Origin of the sequence: Hyphomonas atlantica corrig. (assembly GCF_000682715.1) — a bacterium.
Taxonomy (GTDB): Bacteria; Pseudomonadota; Alphaproteobacteria; order Caulobacterales; family Hyphomonadaceae; genus Hyphomonas; species Hyphomonas atlantica.
This window is the reverse complement of sequence record NZ_AWFH01000003.1, coordinates 13,814-31,119: the sequence shown is the minus strand read 5'-3', so window position 1 is coordinate 31,119 and position 17,306 is coordinate 13,814. Positions and strand designations below refer to the sequence as shown.

The window sequence follows — 17,306 nt, the reverse complement described above, 5'->3', positions numbered from 1 at the left end:
GGTAGAGTATGCGCGCGACGGTTTGGGCTGGATCAATATTTTCACTGGTAGTCTTGGTCGCGTGTGGCGCGGACGCGCCGGATGAGGTGCCAACAACGGATGCGGCGGTTTCAGAAAGTTCGGAAACGGCAGCCTTGCGTGTCGACGTACTCGATTGCGGCACGATCGAAGTCTCGGATCTTGATGCATTTTCCTCTGCAGGGGACTATGCAGGCGAAGCCGACACCTTCACTGATGCGTGTTTTCTGGTTCGCCACCCGGATGGCAACCTTCTGTGGGATCTCGGCCTGCCGGGGATCCTCGCCGTTGCAGGACCCCAGACGCAGCAGATCTTCACAGTATCGCTGGACAAGACTCTGACCGATCATTTTGCCGATCGGGGTTTGACCCCTGACGACATCGACTATGTCGCAATTTCCCACAGCCATTTCGACCATATCGGGCAAGCCGATCAGGTGTCGGGAGCGACTTGGCTGGTTAGCCAGGGTGAACTTGATGCCATGTTCCCTGAAGACGGCGAGGGAGCCGAAATCGCAGCTGAGCAACAAGCTCTCTTTGCCTTGTTCGAGCCTATGGAAAAGCAGGTGTTCACCGGCGAATTAGATGTGTTTGGCGATGGAAGTGTCGTGATATTTGAAACACCCGGACACACGCCCGGGCACACATCGCTGCAATTGATGATGCCGGAATCGGGGCCCATCCTGCTGACGGGCGATCTTTACCATCGGGCAGAAAGCCGCGACCTGAAGCGCGTCCCAAGATTCAATTCAGACGAAGATCAGACCCTGGAGTCCATGGAAGCATTTGAGGCGCGGGCTGAGGCCTTGGGTGCGAAAGTCATTATCCAACATGAACCAGCGGATATCGATCCGCTGCAAGGAGAGATTCGCTAATGCGCAGAATGCGCTTGTTTGCTGCAGCTGTTCTATTTTGTCTGAGCGTCGCATGCTCAAGCAACACAACATCCTATTCAGTGCTTGATCATCCCAACTCGGGTTGGAAGCTTGTTTTCCGGGATGAGTTCAGTGGTCGGGGGCGGCCAGATCCCGACAAGTGGATTTCTCACGAATACAATCGAAAGCAAAACTCCGAGGGTCCGGACGGGTGGTGGCTGAAAGATAATGTGAGCCTGACAGGTCACGGACAGCTGGAAATTACAGCAACCCTAATACCAAACCGAAACCCGGACCAGGATGACGATCCTCACGATTATGCGTCTGGCATGGTGTCTACGGAAGGAAAGTTCGAGACCGCTTTCGGTCGCTATGAGGCACGTATCAAACTGCCTCAGGATCCAGGTTGGTGGATTGCCTTCTGGCTATTTGCGGATGAGGTGCACTTGGAAGACGGATCCGGTGAAGACGGCACAGAAATCGATATCGTTGAAGCTTTCGGCTGGAATGACGTGGTCAGCCACGCGCTCCACTGGGATGGATACGACAAGCATCACAAGACCGAAAACAAGAAAGTGGTTCGTCCAGGTATTCGCAGTGGATGGCATGTGTTTGCGCTGGAATGGAGCGAGACAGAGTATATCTGGTTCGTTGACGGCGAAGAGGTTTGGCGAAGTTCTGCCGGTGGCGTTTCGAAAGCGCCCAAATGGATCAAATTCTCCGGAGAAATCAGTACACAGCCCTCCGTCGCACATCAGTGGTGGTCGAATATGCCTGACGACAAGCGTCTGCCGGACCGTTTTCTCGTTGACTGGGTTCGCGTCTACGAGAAGAAGATTCCCTAGGGCCAACCTATGGCTGGCCCCAAGGGGACAGTGGTCAGTTCGCGCTTTCGATCAGGCGACGCGCGATGACCATCGCCTGAACTTCGCCTGCTCCTTCGAAGATATTCAGAATGCGTGCGTCCTGAAGGATTCGGCTGACAGGGTACTCCAGCGCAAAACCATTGCCTCCGTGGATTTGAACGGCATTATCAGCCGCCGCCCAGGCAATGCGGGCGGCAAGCAGCTTCGCCATTCCCGCTTCCAGGTCGCAACGCTTTCCACCATCCTTCTGGCGCGCGGAATAGTATGTAAGCTGACGAACGCCGACAAGCTCTGCTGCCATCATGACCAGCTTGTTTGAGACACGCGGGAATTCAAAGATCGGCTTGCCGAATTGGTTGCGATCTAGCGCGTATTGCAGGCCGGTTTCGAAAGCGTTCTGCGCGACGCCGATAGCGCGGGCGGCGGTCTGGATGCGCGCACTTTCGAACGTAGCCATGAGGTGTTTGAAGCCTTGCCCCTCGACACCGCCCAGCAGGTTTTCGGCTTTGACTTTGAAATCGTCAAAACCGATTTCATATTCTTTCATGCCGCGATAGCCGAGAACTTCGATTTCCCCGCCGGTCATGCCGTCAGCCGGGAAGGGGTGTTCGTCTGTGCCCCGCGGCTTTTCAGCCAACAACATGGATAGACCGGAAAAATTATTAGTGGACGGATCTGTGCGCGCGAGCAGTGTCATCAAGTCTGCGCGGACTGGATGAGTAATCCAGGTCTTGTTGCCGGTGACACTGTACTCCGAGCCATCTTCAGATTTGACAGCGCGAGTACGCAGGGAGCCGAGGTCTGATCCAGTGTTTGGCTCAGTAAAAACGGCTGTGGGCAGGATTTCTCCGCTTGATATCAGCGGCAGCCATTTCTGTTTTTGATCATCGGTGCCGCCGATCAGGATCAACTCAGCGGCGATTTCCGACCGTGTGCCGAGGGAGCCGGTGCCAATGTATCCGCGGGACAATTCTTCCGAGACGACACACATGGCCGTCTTGCCCATGCCGAAACCGCCGAACTCTTCGGGAATGGTCAGACCAAAAACACCGAGTTCTGCCATCTCGTTGACGACATCCATCGGAATATATTCGTTCTTGAGATGCCATTCATGCGCGTTCGGTTTGATCTTGTCCGTTGCGTATTTCGCAAACTGTTCGCGAACCATGCTCATGGTTTCGTCGAGACCTGTTTCCTCGACCGTGTTGCGGCTGAGTGCATCTGGCAGGCATTCGGCAGCCGCGGCCATCACGGCAGGTGTTTTGCCTTCGATAATGAGCTTCTGGATGGGGCTTGCGGCAGCCAGTGCGCTCGCTTCGGCAGCAATGCCGAGTTCGTGCGGGCGAATGACTTCGCCTTGGTTCATCGGAATACCGCTTGCGAGTTGCGCGCAATAATCGCTGAACAGGATTTGCGTCAGAAGGGATTCAGTTGTGCCGAACTTTCCTTCCTGATCCAACCGGGCGGCCCATTCCGCCGTCTGCCTCAGGGTTTCGGCATAAGTCACCAGCCAGGAAAGGCCATGTGCAATATGTTGCTCGCGCTCAAGTGCGGCGCGGTCCGGGCGGCCGTCATCATTGGTCAGCGCAGCGCGGCACTTGCCTCTCGCGGCATCGGCATATGCGTCAATGGCTGTGCATGCGTCACTGATCAACGCAACCAGATTTGGGATTACAACAGGTTCAAGGGCCGCAGTCTCAACAGCACCATCCATTCGAACTTCCTCCAGAGATTTCTGTTTTTTCTGATTATAGGGCGCAGTGGGCGGCAAGTCATGGATAAGTTGTGCGCTGCAACAATACGTCTCGCTTTCAGGAAACAACAGAATATGCGTGGCGTCACGACTGGCGTTGCGGTAATCGGTGTTCAAGGTCGGATTTCCGGAAAGGGGATCACGCACACCGAACCCTGACGGAGCCGCCTTTCAAATGAACCCCTACAATCGCTTCAGCGCAATCTCCAGCCTTCTGGCGTCGAGTATTGTTCTTGCAGGAATTGTCGCCTTCGGGCCGACGGTTCGCGAGACAATCTTTCAGGTCGCAGGCGAGCGTGGGGTCGCCCGATGGGGTGGTTTGGTTGGCGCCGGATTTGTGTTGCTCATCGTCTGGTCTGTGTTGTCAGGTATTATCCTGCCGGGATTGTTGAAGCTGGGGTGGCCTCGGCGGTGGGTTCTGGGGCGGTCTTTTGTCGAAGGAAGCTGGATTCAGGCGGAGCGCGGCGGCCCCAATGGGCCGCGCATCGCGATTGTGACGCTGAAGCCCGCGCGTAACGGCATTCTGATTTCCTCATCCACCCTTACGCGCATCGGTGAGGTCGAGAGCGGCCTGCATGCCGAGTATCTAGGGTTCAATTGGCCACGTATCGACTTCAAGTTTCGCGAAACGCTGCCAATTGAGTCAGGCCGGCAGGCAGAGGGATTTGGCGAGGTCCAGTTTGATCTGACGGGTGGTGCCCCGACACGCTATTCCGGCTGTCTTCAGTTCGCCGGTGCTGAAAAGCGCATCAAGACGGAAGGCATCAAGCTGACGAGTTGGAAAGAGCGCCGGAAACTGCGATCGCTTGAGGGCCGCGCGGAAGTGCTCGGGAAATACTGGTCGGCCTTTTTCGAGGGCCCCATTGTGTCCTCAGGCCGCGAAGAACACGCTGAGGTCAAACGCGGCAAACGGCCTGAAAAGGTACGCGAGCGAACCGCAAAGGACTGGCGAAAGACGGATACGACACCGACCGCCAACCGTATTCGCGAAGAGTTTACGGCGACCGGCGACTAATCCTGGCGACGAATTGTGCGGCTTTGGCGACGCATGATGGCGCGGCCGAGAGGTTCAGGCATCAGCCGCGTCAGAGTCGCGAGGCCTTTGTTCACCACACCCGGAACGACAACCGGTTGTCCCCGGTTCACCGCGTCGATGCCTGCTTTTACAACAGGTCCAGCCTCCATCCACATCCGTTTGTTCATGCTTTTCATCTGTTCGCGTGTGCCATTTACGTCGTGGAATTCGCTATAGGTGAACCCGGGGCATAACGCGGTGCAATGTATGTCAGCCCCGTCAAGCGCCTCGCACTCCGCATTCAGGCTTTCAGAGAACTTTATGAGCCCGGCCTTCACGCTGGCGTAGAGGGTATGGCCGTTGCTACCCGGCGCATAGCCCGCCAGCGAGGCGACATTGATGATGCGTCCATATCCGCGATCAGACATGCCGGGCAGAACCTTGTGCGCGAGTTCGATCGGGGCCGTATAGAGCACGCGCAGGAACTCTGCCTGCGACTTCCAGCTCGTGTTGAAGAAAGTACCGGGCAGACCATAGCCCGCATTGTTCACCAACGCGTCTACGTGTCGGTCCTGCTCCGAGAGCGTGGACAGAATCTTGTCGGCCGAATTCGCCCGGGCGAGATCCTGAACGATGCAGATAGCGTGAACGCCGTACTTGCTTTCGATCTCGGTAGCCAGTTCCTCAAGACGATCTTTGCGGCGGGCAGTCAAAGCGACGTCCCAGCCGAGTGCTGCATATTGTCTGGCGAATTCGGCGCCGATGCCCGCTGAAGCGCCCGTGATAAGACAAAGCCGCCTGTCCATGATCCATCTCCGTTGCGAAACGCTGCCGTATCGAGACTAGCGGGCAGGGCCTTTCTGGCAAGGCGGCCTAGGCTCGGCGCACCAGGAATCCGGCGCGAGGAAAATGAACATGAACCGTTTCGGCCTCTGGCGACGTACGTTGCAGGATGATGCGTTGAGAGTCTGCATGCACGAGTTCACCTTCCACCCAGACCTGACCGTAATCGTCTGGGGCAACAGCTACGTTCTCTCCGGGGGCAAACTCTTGTGGTTCATTGCGCGTCGTCGCGGCGACCAGGCGAGGTGCTGAATTCAGCCCGATTTCCAACGCGTCTTTGGACGTAATCGTTTCCGGAGTTTGTCCTTCGAATTCCTGCAGTCGCTCAAACCACGCTTTTGTCAGATCGGCAGTTTCGAAGCATTTGGCGACAAAATCCGGCACATTCTGGTGCATGAACCAGACATTCATATAGGCGTGGATGTCGACCAGGCCGGGCTTCATTCCGACAAGGTAGATACCGGCCCCGGCGCCTTGCCCGCCCTGCAGACGTTCTTCCAGCAGCATCAGGCGCGCACGCCATTGATCGCGCATCATCGGCGCGACGGCCTTCATCGCATCGACGTCAAAGGGTCTCCCGGAAAGAGCTTCGCGATCTTTCCTGAAGGCTTCCGGGACCTTGTCACCCATTTCCCCGAAGATGACGGCGACAGAGCTTTGGAACCATCGACCATCGGTCCAGCCCGCGACCATCTGGGCCAGCCCCTCATGGCCGGGCAGCTTCAGCGCAGGCATTGGATAGCGTGCCTCCAACTCCCGCAGGATTATCGCTGTGTCGCAAAAGACATCCGCGCCAATCTGCATTACAGGCGTACGTCGATAGCCGCCGGTCAGAGGCATTAGGTCAGGCCGTGGCATGATGACCGGAATCTCTACCCGACTGTATGCCAAATTCTTGAGGCGCAATGCGAGCCGGATTTTTTCTGCATAAGGTGAGGTTGGATACTCATGCAGGATAATACTGCGCGCATCAGCCATTTTATGTCTCCCAGGACTTTTTACGGATTATACTTGCCGGGCTTTTGTTGGGCTGGGAAGTCTCAATTGGTGAGATGTGCCGCAAGAAACGGGTGGCACTTGAGTTTGTAGCGCGGCATTCATGTTTCATGATGACTGTTTCCCACTCCCTTGATGAGCGCGCTGTCGCCTATGAGCGCATGGCAGATGCCCTGTCCTATTTGGGCGACACTTGGCAGGAATGGCCAGACTTGGCGACGGCTGCGAAGTCCGTTGGTTTGTCACCCAGTCATTTCCAGCGCGAGTTCACTCGATGGGCGGGGATAAGCCCGAAGCAATACCAATCCGCTCTGGCACATGCGGCAGCCGGTGACCTGCTTCGAGAGGGGGCAAGTGTACTGGATGCGACTCTGGAAACAGGCCTGTCTGGGCCGGGACGATTGCACGATCTCTTCATCGCGCACGAAGGGCTTTCCCCTGGAGAAGCGAAGGCAGGCGGCAAGGGAGCGGACCTTGTACTCGGACGCGCGCCAACACCTTTTGGAGAAGGGGCTTGGCTCATTTCCCCACGAGGATTGGTGGCGCTTGGCTTTATCGATGAGAACCCACCTGAGAGGACCGGATTCGAGCATCAGGGGCGCACGGAAGAAAATGCGTTTGCAGATTTGGCTGGGCGATATCCGGGGGCGAGTATCCGGCGCGATGATGCGGAGGCCGAACAGATGGCACGCCGTGTATTCGAGGCAGGCGAGCCGTTGCCCGTAGCACTTTATGGCACGCCATTCCGGCGGCAGATCTGGCGGGCATTGCTGGATATTCCGATGGGCACCGTCTCGACCTATGGGGCGCTTGCCAAGGCGAGTGGTAACCCCAAGGCAGCACGTGCTGTTGGGGCGGCGGTGGGTGCAAATCCCATAAGCTGGTTTATTCCCTGTCACCGTGCCCTTGCAGCGGACGGTCGGCTTCATAATTATCATTGGGGTGTGGCACGCAAGCGTGCCATGTTGACCCTCGAACGTGCCTGCGCGGCCTGATACAGGCGCCGGGCAGACGGCATTCCGCCGCAGATCCCGGACCGAAAACGCTCATGCTCGCATTCCTGATTATTCTTGCCGCGCTTGTTGCCTGGGGCGGTCATCTGGCTTGGCGTTGGAAACAGGCGCGCGATTTCGCCCCGGAAGTTTTAGCGGTGCGCAAGGCATCGGGCGAGATTCCGGAGGATGTGACCGAGGTAGAGTTCACAGATCTCTATCTGCGTAGCGAAGGGCCGAGGGCCGCAACCTATTTCTTCGCCTGTGCGGTCATCGTATTCGGACTTCTCGGGCCATTTGTCGCCGGCTTCAACCAGCTATGGCTGACATTCTGGCGGCTGAGTGGGCAGTCCCCAGTCTTTGAGACCGGAACGCTTATTCACACATTTTCCGTGTTTCTTGCCTTCATGCTCGTGACGATCGGCCTGTTGGCGATCGCGATGCGGCGCTACTATGCGCTGATGCCACCCACATTCAAACAAGTCATTCGGGACCTTAACGGAGGCCAGTCATGAGCATTCAATATCTGCATACAATGGTGCGCGTCAGCGACATTGATGCATCTCTCAAATTCTTCTGCGAGGGTCTGGGGCTGAAAGAAGTCAGTCGGATGGACAGCGAAGCCGGGCGGTTCACTCTGGTGTTTCTGGCGACACCTGAAGATGTGGCTCGCATGGGCGGGATGCCAGAAGGGGTAAACCCGACCCAGACCGACATCCCGATGGTGGAGCTGACCTATAATTGGGACCCGGAAGAGTATTCTGGTGGCCGGAATTTTGGCCACCTCGCTTACCTTGTCGACGATATCTATGGCGCGGTCGAGCGCCTGCAGGATCTCGGTGTGACGATCAACCGTCCGCCGCGTGACGGCCGCATGGCCTTCATCCGGTCGCCGGACGGGATATCGGTTGAACTGCTTCAGAAGGGCGAGCCGCTTGCCCCGAAAGAACCTTGGGCCAGCGCAGAGAATATCGGCGTCTGGTAGACGGCACAAAGTGGAATAGAAAAGCCCCGCCCGGTGTGAACCAGGCGGGGCTTTATCGTCTTGGTTGTATGTCGCGTCTAGTCCTGTTCGGGGTGGCGCGACTCTTCGCGATAGTCGTGCACCGGATGGCCCTTGTCAGGATCTCCGTTCGACTTGTGCATGGCAGCTACGACGCCCGAAAGCGCCAGGATGGCGATCAGGTTCGGGAAAGCCATCGAGGCGTTCGCGATGTCGCCGAGTAGCCAGAGCCAATCAGCTGCGGCCACCGTGCCAAGGAACACGACAACAACCCAGATGTAGCGGAATGGATGTGTCGCCCATTCGCCAATGAGATAGGTCACGGCCTGCTCGCCGTAATAAGACCAGCCAATGATGGTGGTGAAGGCGAAGAAGAACAGTGCAACCGGCACGATCCAGGGCCCGATGACCGGAATGGCGGCAGCGTAGGCGCGCGTCGTGACAGCCGCCGAATTCGCGTCCGTTTCCCAGGCATGGTCCACATCCATCAGGATCTCAGGATTGCCAGACGCGTCGAGCGCTTCCTGAGAGACGTCAACCTTGCCCGACGCCTGACAGGCCAAGAGGTAGGATTGGGCAGTTGGTCCCACAGCCGCGATCTTCGCTTCGCGCCCGTCTTCATACGCGGACGGGAACAGGTCCGATACGCCATATTTCGCGCCGTCGGTTGCGTCCGGGTTTATCGGCATTTCGATGCCCGCATCAAAACACGCATTCGCTGCCATCAGGGCGGGGCTCTTCTTGAAGTCGCCCTGTACTGTCAGAATGACCAACGCGGTCATGGTGCAGATGATGATCGTATCGATGAACACGCCGATCATGGCGATTTCGCCCTGCATGACGGGATTCTTGGTCTGAGCTGCTGCGTGCGCGATCGGGGCGGAGCCCTGACCGGCTTCGTTGGAGAACAAGCCGCGGGCAATACCGTAGCGCACCGCTTGCATGACGCCGTAACCTGCTGCGCCCCCGGCGGCTTCCTTCCAGCCAAAGGCTGTGCCGATGATCTGCATGAAGGCGCCAGGCACCTTGTCTGCATTCACGACAAGGACAAGGAAGGCGATCAGAACATAGAGGCCAGCCATGACAGGCACGACTTTGCCAGCAAAGGAGCCAATCGACTTGATGCCGCCAATAATGACCGCAAACACCAGAACAGAAAGCAGGATGCCGACGCTCCAGTTCGGAATGCTGACGCCGAGATGTGAACCTGTTTCCAGTGCGGCTTCGGTGATGGAATTGGCCTGAATCATTGACCCGGTCGCCATTGCGGAGAACAGGGTTCCGAGACAGAAAATGATCGCGAGCCAGCCCCAGCCTTTGCCCAGACCGTTCTTGATATAGTACATCGGGCCGCCATTGATGCGGCCATACTCGTCCGTTTCGCGATATTTGATTGCGAGAGAGCTTTCGGAGAAGGCGAGTGCCATGCCGAACAGGGCAACAACCCACATCCAGAAGATTGCGCCGGGTCCACCCAGAGTGATAGCCGTGGCCACACCTGCCAGGTTTCCGGTGCCGACCTGACCCGACAGGGCGGTCGAAAGCGCCTGCCACGGTGTGATGGCGCCATCTTCGCCCTGAGCCTTGCGGCCTTGCCAGACTTCCACCAGCGCAGGCACGAAACGGCGCACGGGACGCGCGCCCAAACGGACCATCATGAACAGGCCCGTGCCTAGAAGGACCACGGCGAGTGGGCCAATCTGGCCCGGAATGATGACGTCGTCTCCCCAGGTCCCCCCCCAGATAAATCCAGAGATGTTCTCGATGAGTTTGATGATATCCATGGGCCTCCCCGGCTCCTTTGATTGCTTGGCCGCACACTAGCCAGCTTTCGGGCCGTGTGAAGCTTTTGTCGCAGGGATGGCACAGGATTGCCGTGGCTGCAGGCGAGGCGCACAAGGTTCTGGCAGCGGCAGTCATTTTCAGGCATAAGCCCGCCCATGAATACTCCAGAGGCGAAACAGAACACCAAGGGTCTCTTTATCAAGACCTATGGGTGCCAGATGAATGTCTATGACTCCGAGCGCATGCGGGACGTATTGCGTCCGCTCGGCTATGCGCCGGTGGACACGCCCGAGGCGGCTGATCTTGTCGTGTTGAACACGTGCCATATCCGCGAGAAGGCAACTGAGAAGGTCTATTCAGAGCTCGGCCAACTCAAGCGGATGAAGCAGAACACCGGCAGCAACATGACAATCGCTGTGGCTGGGTGTGTGGCACAGGCCGAAGGCGAGGAAATCATGCGTCGCCAACCGCTTGTCGATCTGGTTCTGGGCCCACAAGCCTATCACAAATTGCCTGAGATGATCGCGCGGGCCAGCCGCGCTGTTGGGGATCGTCTCGAAACGGATTTCGAGACTCTGGAAAAATTCGACGCTTTGCCGAAGACGCGTGAAGCCGATGGGCCGACGGCCTTCCTGTCGGTGCAGGAGGGTTGCGACAAGTTCTGCACCTTCTGCGTTGTGCCATATACGCGCGGCGCTGAGCTGTCGCGCCCGGTCGACGATATCGTGATGGAAGCGCGGAATTTGGCGGCGCAAGGTGTTCGCGAGATTTCGTTGCTCGGTCAGAACGTCAATGCGTTTCATGGCGCAGCTCCTCAGGTAGAGGGCGGGGAAGACTGGACCTTGGGACAGCTTTGCCGGCACCTTGCCAAGATCGGCGGCATTGAACGTATTCGTTATACAACCAGCCATCCGCGTGACATGGATGATGACCTGATCGCGGCGCATGGTGACACGGCACAAATGCAGCCTTTCCTGCACTTGCCGGTGCAGTCCGGCTCGGACCGGATTCTGAAAGCCATGAACCGTGGCCACACGGCAGACGAGTATCGCGAAATTATTCGCAAGGTGCGCGAAGCTCAGCCAGATGTTGCGCTGGCGTCTGACTTCATCGTCGGATTTCCAGGCGAGAGCGACGAAGATTTTGAAGCAACGATGCAATTGGTGCGTGATGTGAACTACGCGATTGCATATTCCTTCAAATACTCCCCCCGCCCCGGCACCCCGGCGGCGGAAATGTTTGGACACGTACCAGAAGACGTCAAAGACGCCCGCCTGCAGGCGCTTCAGAAATTGCTGCGTGAGCAGCAGACCGCATTCAACAAGTCCAAGATCGGACAGACCGTGCCAGTTCTGGTAACTGGACGGGGACGCTTGGAAGGCCAAGCGCATGGTCGCTCGCCCTGGATGCAGGCGGTGCATTTCGATGGGCCAGCTGAACTGACGGGGAAGATTGTGGATGTGAAAGTTAACGGCGCGACGATGAGTTCGCTATCTGGTGAATTGATCCGGGCAAGAGAGGTTGCCCTTTGAGCGTGAAACGTCGTCCATCTGCCTCGCCCGAGGCGCCGGTCAGCCGTATCTATGAGGTCAGCAACGCAGAAACCCTGCGTGATTTGTGCGGGCCGCATCATCGTCATCTCCAATTGCTGGAGACGCGGTTGGATGAATATGGGCTGAAAGCGGAAAGTCAGGGTGGCGGTATTCTCCTGGTCGGGAAAGCCGAAGGCGTATCCATCGCTGAGGCAGTTCTGGCTGAGCTGGAGCGGCGCCTGCGAAAAGGTGCCGACATCTCGGACATGGATGTGGATGGCGCTTTGGAAGCCGCGAGAACACCGCAACAGACCTTCGGTACATTCCGCTCCCTGAAGAAGCCGATAACACCGCAGACGCGTGGACAATCACGCTATATCGATTTGTTGGCAAATCCTGACAATGCAATGATCTTTGGTGTCGGGCCGGCGGGTACTGGCAAGACATTCCTGGCAGTTGCTGCCGGTGTTTCAGAGCTTCTGTCCGGGGCGCGTCAGCGCTTGATCGTGACACGACCCGCAGTGGAAGCGGGGGAAAAGCTGGGCTTCCTGCCGGGGACACTTGAAGAGAAAGTCGATCCCTACATGCTGCCGATCTGGGACTCGCTTCGCGAGTTGATGGGGCAGGAACAGATGGAGCGCCGCATGGCGCGCGGGGAGATTGAAGTCGCGCCGCTCGCCTTCATGCGTGGACGCACACTAAAGAATGCATTTGTCATTGTGGACGAAGCTCAGAATACGACCATTCCGCAGATGAAGATGGTGCTGACGCGCCTGGGTCGGGACAGCCGAATGGTGATCACAGGAGACCCGGGGCAAGTGGATCTGCAAGGCAGCCAACCATCTGGCATGCGCCACGCACTTGAGATCCTGTCGGATGTCGAGGGTGTGAATGTGCACAAGCTGACGGCAGCGGATGTCGTGCGTCACGGCCTCGTCAGCCGCATCATTGATGCATATGCCGCGCATGGCGAGGGTTGAGCGCAGGGCGCATGGTCGAACTTGATCTGATAGTCGAAGAGGACGCGTGGTCAGAGATTCCCGATCTGGAATCTGTCTGCCAGACTGCCTTCGATGCTGCCGTGAAGGTGGAGCCGGCCGAGGGTATCGTTGCGCTTCTGCTGGCTGACAATGATGTGCTTCACAGCTTGAATCACCAGTTCCGAAGCAAGGACAAGCCGACGGATGTGCTGTCCTTTCCAGCGGATCCCATGGACCGACCCATGCTGGGGGATATTGCCGTCGCTCTGGGTGTTGCGAAAGAAGACGCTACTGCGCAGAACAAGACACTTGCCGATCACCTGACGCATCTTCTCATTCATGGCTATCTGCATTTGCTGGGCCATGATCATGAAACCGATCACGAAGCCGAGAAGATGGAGGGTCTGGAAATAAAGGCGCTTGCATCGCTGGGCATAGATAATCCATATTCGACCGACTGAATCATCTGAGGCTATGAGCGACCCCGACCCTTCTAATGCGCCGCCAAGCGGCCGATTGCGTAGCCTTTTCGGTTTCGGCCGGAAAACTGATCCTGTGGAGGCGGTGTCTCCCGAGGCAAATGGTGAGATGCCCCAGCACAATCCGAACGAGATGCGCTTGCGGCTCGCAGAGTTCCAAGACCTGCGTGTGGACGACGTCATGGTGCCGCGTGCTGAAATCAAGGCTGTTGAAGTCGGGATGGAGTTTCCGGAGCTGCTGAAATACTTCGCGGAAGTGACGCATTCCCGCCTGCCAGTGTTTCGTGAATCTCTCGATGATCCGATTGGCTTTGTACACATCAAGGATGTGGTCAGCGAACTGGCCAAGGGGGAGGAGCCAGCCAAGCGTCCGCTGGAGCGGCTGCACCGCGACGTGTTGTATGTGCCGCCCTCCATGAAATTGACTGATTTGCTTGTGAAAATGCAGTCCACCCGTATTCACCTCGCGCTTGTCGTAGACGAGTACGGCGGAACGGATGGTCTCGTCAGTCTGGAAGATCTGGTTGAAGAAATCGTCGGTGACATCGAAGACGAACACGATGATGAAGAGGCTATGTTCGTTCGCCGCAGCCAGAGAATCTGGGAAGCGGACGCCCGGACGGAAATCGACGATTTTGCAGAGGAAACGGGCATTGATCTCGCCATTGAGGACAACGACACGGATTTCGACACGCTCGGCGGTGTCGCCTTCGCGCTGGCCGGGAAAGTGCCGGTGCGCGGAGAAGTGCTCAAGCACCCGGCCGGTGTCGAAATCGAGATCATGGATGCAGACGCCCGGCGCATTCGTCGTGTGCGGCTGCGAACGCCCGAACAGCCCGCGCCTGCTGCGCAGGAGTAAATCATGAGCCACGCTGTGCGTAGCCATGGGTTCACGGCGCTTGGACCCTTGCATGAAGCCTTTGCGCGCCTGACAGGCTGGCTGGCCGTGATCACCAGCCTGCTTTTGGGTGCCTTTTCGGCTGTTGCGTTTGCGCCGTTTCATTTCAGCGCCGTGTTGGTGATTTCATTCACGGGTCTGATCTGGATGCTGGATGGCGCGCGCGGTCATCGCCGGTGGGGAAGGGCTGTGTTCCTGCGCACCTGGGCTTTCGGAACGGGTTTTTTCCTCATCAGCATGCACTGGACGGCCGCTCCCTTCCTGGTGGAGCCTGAAAAGCACGCCATTTTCCTATGGATGCCGTTGATCCTGCTGCCCGGTGGCATGGCGATCATCTGGGGAGTATTCGGCGCCATGGCGGGGGCCTTCTGGTCGTCGTCGCCCTCTCGCATTTTTGTGTTCGCGCTTTTCTTCGCTTTGGCAGAATTTGTGCGAGGACACCTGTTTGGAGGGTTTCCCTGGAACCTGCCGGGTACGACTTGGGTGCCGGGTGGGGCCCTGTCTCAGAGCGCGTCGATAGGCGGCGTGTATTGGCTGACCTTGCTGACCGTGTTTGTTATGTCTGCGCCCGCCGCTCTGGTGGATACGCGCGAGTCTCGTCAATTGGCTGTCCGCATTGCACCATCCTTTGCGGCGGTGATCCTTGTTGCGCTTGGATGGTCCTGGGGCGCACAGCGCATAGCGCAGCCAGCGGAGCTATCAGAGCAATCAGTTGTGTTGATGGATTCCGGCGTGCCACAGGATGAGAAATGGGAGATTGGCCCCGACCCGATCCTCATCGAATATTTGCGCATGTTGGCAAATCAGGAAGGTGAGCCGGGCGATATTATCCTCTGGCCAGAGGGCGCGCTGCCAACAACACTCCTGCAGGATGCGAATGCGCTGGACGCGGTGGGAGCCTATCTTGGCAGTCGCGACTTGATCGCCGGGACGACGCGATACGAGATAACCGGCAAGGACACGCGCGACTATTACAACAGCCTGACCGTCATGGATGAGAACGCGATCCGGTCTGGCCCTATCGCGCTTTACGACAAACATCGTCTGGTACCTTTCGGTGAGTTGCCGGCAACGCGGATCATTCCTTTCGGGGAGGCCTTGTCCGGCATTTTGCCTGGCGCAATCCAGCGCATGGCGAGCGATGGCTTCCGACCAGGTCCGGGGCCGGCCGTTATTTTCGCGGAGGACATTCCCCCATTCGTGGCGATGATCTGCTATGAGGGGCTCTACCCCTCCATTCCACGCAGCGCGAATATTGGCGCGCGGGCCGATTGGCTGGTCCTGATTTCGAATGACGCCTGGTTCGGCGGTGGGATGGGCCCCGCACAGCACTATGCGCAGAACCGATACCGCGCGATCGAAACGGGGTTGCCGCTTGCACGCGTTGCCAGTCGCGGCGCGTCGGGCATTGTGGACGGTCGAGGACGCGAGGTGTTGCGCGCAGCGCCTGTGGCGGATGCGCCAAGCGGTTGGGATACCAGCTTCGGCCGTGGAAAGCTGCCCCTCCCCGAGAGGGTAACCCTGTTTCAAACCCGAATCGGTCTTATGCTCTTCTGGCTCAGCCTGTTCTTATTTGCGGGTCTGGCCTTCGTTACGTGGCGAAGATAGACAGAGCACACGGAGAATACCCAGACAGGAAGGGGGAATATGGCCGATAACAAGCTTCCTAGCGGCATTGATCGGGTCGTAGGCCAGCGCATCCGGTGGCGACGCAAGGAGCTGAAGCTCACCCAGGAGAAACTTGGGGATCTGCTTGGCCTGACCTTTCAGCAAGTCCAGAAATACGAAAAAGGCGTCAATCGAGTCTCGGCTGGCCGCCTGTTCGAGATGTCGAGTGCCATGGGCGTGCCCATAACCTATTTCTTTGACGGCGCGGAGACGTTCTTCGCAAAGGGCGATTCCGGTGTGGCCGAAGACAGCGAAGGTGTTCACGCGCCTGTCATGACGTCTGAAGTTCTCGACCTGATTGCCGCATTCCAGAAGATTGAAGATCATTCTCTCCGGAAATCGCTGTTGGCGACAGTGCAGGCCGCCGCGACAGCCTTTGAAGGCAAGCAGCAGGACGAGGATTGATCCCGCCCCGGTGCTGGTGCATCTGACAGCGCCATGACCGAAGAAAACGCCGCCAACAAGTCTCGCCCATTGCGCACATTCGGCCGCACCGGGGGCCGTGGCCTGTCGGCCCGCCAGCAATCATTGATCGATACACGCCTACCCGAACTGGCCGTCCCAACGGCTGCAGACGGGACACTGTCTGGCAGAGACCTGTTCGGTGATGATCGTGATGTCTGGTTGGAGATCGGCTTCGGCGGTGGAGAGCATCTGGTGGGTCAGGCAGGGCGAAATCCAGATATTGGGTACATTGGCTGCGAGCCATTCATTGAAGGCATGGCGAAGGCTCTTACAGGAATTGAAGCAGACCAGCTGCAGAATGTGCGATTGGTCATGGACGATGTGCGGCCCGTGATGGCGTCTTTGCAGGATCAGTCCATTGCGCGGGCCTTTATTCTGTTTCCAGATCCGTGGCCAAAGAAACGCCAGCAGAAGCGTCGATTGATCCAGCCGGAGTTTCTCGAGAGTCTCCATCGCATCTGCCGTCCGGGCGCGCGTGTCCGGTTTGCGACGGATGTGAAATCCTATGCAGATGAGGCGCTGTTGCGGTTCCTCCGGCAGGGCGGTTTCGAGTGGCACGCGAACACGGCGGATGACTGGCGCTGCCCTCCCGGTGACCATCTGACGACACGGTACGAAAGCAAGCAATTGGGTGATTGTGCACCGGTCTGGTTCGACTTCGTGCGCAGCTGACACAAGACATTCACTTGACCGATTGTCGCACCCATGCGCTTAATAGCGGCATCGAATTCGGTCGGTCTGAAATATCAAGACCCCGTCAGACCGGCGGCCATGACTTTCCTTCCCTCCCGTTTCGATAGGCGGATCTGGTTCAAATCCCGAACCGGGACGCTTCTACTTAACGTAAAGGACTACAAGTAATGGCAACTGGCAAAGTGAAATGGTTCAATGACCAGAAAGGCTTTGGCTTCATCAAACCTGATGAGGGCGGCTCTGACGTTTTTGTGCACATTTCGGCCGTTGAACGCTCCGGCCTTCGCACACTGGCAGAAGACCAGGCTATCTCTTACGAACTCTACAAGGACGAACGCCGCGGCAAGACCTCGGCTGTGGATCTGAAGATTCTCTAAGACGCGTATCCGTACAGGATTCAGGACGGCGGCTTTGGGAACGAAGTCGCCGTCTTTCGTTCTACAGC

18 protein-coding genes are annotated in these 17,306 nt (G+C 57.8%); 14 read left to right on the top strand and 4 right to left on the bottom strand.

Features of this window, described 5'->3' with window-relative positions:
- Nucleotides 1-8 precede the first annotated feature (8 nt).
- Together HY36_RS03930 and HY36_RS03925 are read left to right on the top strand one after the other, a co-directional pair.
- Nucleotides 9-893, top strand: a complete 885-nt coding sequence (locus HY36_RS03930) for an N-acyl homoserine lactonase family protein (RefSeq protein WP_035548833.1) — start codon at nucleotides 9-11, stop codon at nucleotides 891-893.
- A gap of 230 nt (nucleotides 894-1,123) precedes the next feature.
- The gene (locus HY36_RS03925; RefSeq protein ID WP_162175944.1) at nucleotides 1,124-1,738 is read left to right on the top strand and encodes a glycoside hydrolase family 16 protein; all 615 of its coding nucleotides are present in this window, start codon (nucleotides 1,124-1,126) and stop codon (nucleotides 1,736-1,738) included.
- A gap of 34 nt (nucleotides 1,739-1,772) precedes the next feature.
- On the opposite strand, the gene HY36_RS03920 is transcribed toward HY36_RS03925, so the two are convergent.
- Nucleotides 1,773-3,473 carry an acyl-CoA dehydrogenase family protein gene (locus HY36_RS03920; RefSeq protein ID WP_035549038.1) on the bottom strand — a complete coding sequence of 567 codons (1,701 nt, stop codon included), beginning with the start codon at nucleotides 3,471-3,473 and terminating at the stop codon, nucleotides 1,773-1,775.
- A gap of 214 nt (nucleotides 3,474-3,687) precedes the next feature.
- Between HY36_RS03920 and HY36_RS03915 the strand changes: the two genes are divergently transcribed.
- Nucleotides 3,688-4,527: a hypothetical protein gene (locus HY36_RS03915; RefSeq protein ID WP_035548827.1), complete on the top strand. Its 840-nt coding sequence runs from the start codon at nucleotides 3,688-3,690 to the stop codon at nucleotides 4,525-4,527.
- Here the strand turns inward: HY36_RS03915 and HY36_RS03910 are convergent.
- The gene (locus tag HY36_RS03910; RefSeq protein ID WP_035548824.1) at nucleotides 4,524-5,333 is read right to left on the bottom strand and encodes an SDR family NAD(P)-dependent oxidoreductase; all 810 of its coding nucleotides are present in this window, start codon (nucleotides 5,331-5,333) and stop codon (nucleotides 4,524-4,526) included. The genes HY36_RS03915 and HY36_RS03910 overlap by 4 nt on opposite strands.
- Before the next feature lie 67 nt (nucleotides 5,334-5,400).
- The gene (locus HY36_RS03905) at nucleotides 5,401-6,348 is read right to left on the bottom strand and encodes a glutathione S-transferase family protein (protein WP_035548821.1); all 948 of its coding nucleotides are present in this window, start codon (nucleotides 6,346-6,348) and stop codon (nucleotides 5,401-5,403) included.
- Nucleotides 6,349-6,476: 128 nt separating this feature from the next.
- Between HY36_RS03905 and HY36_RS03900 the strand changes: the two genes are divergently transcribed.
- From HY36_RS03900 to HY36_RS03890, 3 genes are read left to right on the top strand one after another with little or no spacing between them, the layout of a single operon-like run.
- Nucleotides 6,477-7,361: a methylated-DNA--[protein]-cysteine S-methyltransferase gene (locus HY36_RS03900; RefSeq protein ID WP_035549036.1), complete on the top strand. Its 885-nt coding sequence runs from the start codon at nucleotides 6,477-6,479 to the stop codon at nucleotides 7,359-7,361.
- Nucleotides 7,362-7,414: 53 nt separating this feature from the next.
- Complete coding sequence (locus HY36_RS03895) at nucleotides 7,415-7,873, top strand: hypothetical protein (protein WP_035548818.1); 459 nt, start codon at nucleotides 7,415-7,417, stop codon at nucleotides 7,871-7,873.
- Between the two features lie 2 nt (nucleotides 7,874-7,875).
- On the top strand, nucleotides 7,876-8,343 hold the full coding sequence (locus tag HY36_RS03890) for a VOC family protein (RefSeq protein ID WP_081806033.1): 468 nt from the start codon (nucleotides 7,876-7,878) through the stop codon (nucleotides 8,341-8,343).
- A gap of 77 nt (nucleotides 8,344-8,420) precedes the next feature.
- Here the strand turns inward: HY36_RS03890 and HY36_RS03885 are convergent, their stop codons facing one another.
- Nucleotides 8,421-10,145: an alanine/glycine:cation symporter family protein gene (locus HY36_RS03885; RefSeq protein ID WP_035548812.1), complete on the bottom strand. Its 1,725-nt coding sequence runs from the start codon at nucleotides 10,143-10,145 to the stop codon at nucleotides 8,421-8,423.
- Between the two features lie 156 nt (nucleotides 10,146-10,301).
- Here HY36_RS03885 and miaB point away from each other — a divergent pair, with 156 nt between their 5' ends.
- The 8 genes from miaB (at nucleotide 10,302) to HY36_RS03845 (ending at nucleotide 17,238) form a co-directional block, all read left to right on the top strand.
- On the top strand, nucleotides 10,302-11,678 hold the full coding sequence (gene miaB, locus HY36_RS03880; protein ID WP_035548808.1) for a tRNA (N6-isopentenyl adenosine(37)-C2)-methylthiotransferase MiaB: 1,377 nt from the start codon (nucleotides 10,302-10,304) through the stop codon (nucleotides 11,676-11,678).
- 2 nt (nucleotides 11,679-11,680) lie between these two features.
- On the top strand, nucleotides 11,681-12,658 hold the full coding sequence (locus HY36_RS03875) for a PhoH family protein (RefSeq protein ID WP_051602499.1): 978 nt from the start codon (nucleotides 11,681-11,683) through the stop codon (nucleotides 12,656-12,658).
- An 11-nt stretch (nucleotides 12,659-12,669) separates the two neighbouring features.
- Nucleotides 12,670-13,119: an rRNA maturation RNase YbeY gene (gene ybeY / locus HY36_RS03870; RefSeq protein ID WP_035548804.1), complete on the top strand. Its 450-nt coding sequence runs from the start codon at nucleotides 12,670-12,672 to the stop codon at nucleotides 13,117-13,119.
- A gap of 13 nt (nucleotides 13,120-13,132) precedes the next feature.
- Nucleotides 13,133-13,996, top strand: a complete 864-nt coding sequence (locus HY36_RS03865) for a transporter associated domain-containing protein (RefSeq protein ID WP_035548802.1) — start codon at nucleotides 13,133-13,135, stop codon at nucleotides 13,994-13,996.
- A 3-nt stretch (nucleotides 13,997-13,999) separates the two neighbouring features.
- Nucleotides 14,000-15,643, top strand: a complete 1,644-nt coding sequence (lnt, locus tag HY36_RS03860; protein WP_035548801.1) for an apolipoprotein N-acyltransferase — start codon at nucleotides 14,000-14,002, stop codon at nucleotides 15,641-15,643.
- Nucleotides 15,644-15,682: 39 nt separating this feature from the next.
- Nucleotides 15,683-16,108 carry a helix-turn-helix domain-containing protein gene (locus HY36_RS03855; protein WP_035548798.1) on the top strand — a complete coding sequence of 142 codons (426 nt, stop codon included), beginning with the start codon at nucleotides 15,683-15,685 and terminating at the stop codon, nucleotides 16,106-16,108.
- A gap of 33 nt (nucleotides 16,109-16,141) precedes the next feature.
- Entirely contained in the window at nucleotides 16,142-16,840 is a 699-nt protein-coding gene (gene trmB / locus HY36_RS03850) for a tRNA (guanosine(46)-N7)-methyltransferase TrmB (protein ID WP_035548795.1), read from the top strand.
- 188 nt (nucleotides 16,841-17,028) lie between these two features.
- Entirely contained in the window at nucleotides 17,029-17,238 is a 210-nt protein-coding gene (locus HY36_RS03845) for a cold-shock protein (RefSeq protein ID WP_035548793.1), read from the top strand.
- Nucleotides 17,239-17,306 lie beyond the last annotated feature (68 nt).

What these genes read in the sequence shown, in the direction of transcription:
- HY36_RS03930 (WP_035548833.1), top strand. Translation starts at nt 9, where the DNA reads ATGCGCGCGACGGTTTGGGCTGGATCAATATTTTCACTGGTAGTCTTG.
- HY36_RS03865 (WP_035548802.1), top strand. Translation starts at nt 13,133, where the DNA reads ATGAGCGACCCCGACCCTTCTAATGCGCCGCCAAGCGGCCGATTGCGT.
- HY36_RS03915 (WP_035548827.1), top strand. Translation starts at nt 3,688, where the DNA reads ATGAACCCCTACAATCGCTTCAGCGCAATCTCCAGCCTTCTGGCGTCG.
- HY36_RS03885 (WP_035548812.1), bottom strand. Translation starts at nt 10,145, where the DNA reads ATGGATATCATCAAACTCATCGAGAACATCTCTGGATTTATCTGGGGG.
- HY36_RS03900 (WP_035549036.1), top strand. Translation starts at nt 6,477, where the DNA reads ATGATGACTGTTTCCCACTCCCTTGATGAGCGCGCTGTCGCCTATGAG.
- lnt (WP_035548801.1), top strand. Translation starts at nt 14,000, where the DNA reads ATGAGCCACGCTGTGCGTAGCCATGGGTTCACGGCGCTTGGACCCTTG.
- HY36_RS03845 (WP_035548793.1), top strand. Translation starts at nt 17,029, where the DNA reads ATGGCAACTGGCAAAGTGAAATGGTTCAATGACCAGAAAGGCTTTGGC.
- HY36_RS03855 (WP_035548798.1), top strand. Translation starts at nt 15,683, where the DNA reads ATGGCCGATAACAAGCTTCCTAGCGGCATTGATCGGGTCGTAGGCCAG.
- trmB (WP_035548795.1), top strand. Translation starts at nt 16,142, where the DNA reads ATGACCGAAGAAAACGCCGCCAACAAGTCTCGCCCATTGCGCACATTC.
- HY36_RS03910 (WP_035548824.1), bottom strand. Translation starts at nt 5,333, where the DNA reads ATGGACAGGCGGCTTTGTCTTATCACGGGCGCTTCAGCGGGCATCGGC.
- HY36_RS03920 (WP_035549038.1), bottom strand. Translation starts at nt 3,473, where the DNA reads ATGGATGGTGCTGTTGAGACTGCGGCCCTTGAACCTGTTGTAATCCCA.
- HY36_RS03905 (WP_035548821.1), bottom strand. Translation starts at nt 6,348, where the DNA reads ATGGCTGATGCGCGCAGTATTATCCTGCATGAGTATCCAACCTCACCT.
- ybeY (WP_035548804.1), top strand. Translation starts at nt 12,670, where the DNA reads ATGGTCGAACTTGATCTGATAGTCGAAGAGGACGCGTGGTCAGAGATT.
- miaB (WP_035548808.1), top strand. Translation starts at nt 10,302, where the DNA reads ATGAATACTCCAGAGGCGAAACAGAACACCAAGGGTCTCTTTATCAAG.
- HY36_RS03895 (WP_035548818.1), top strand. Translation starts at nt 7,415, where the DNA reads ATGCTCGCATTCCTGATTATTCTTGCCGCGCTTGTTGCCTGGGGCGGT.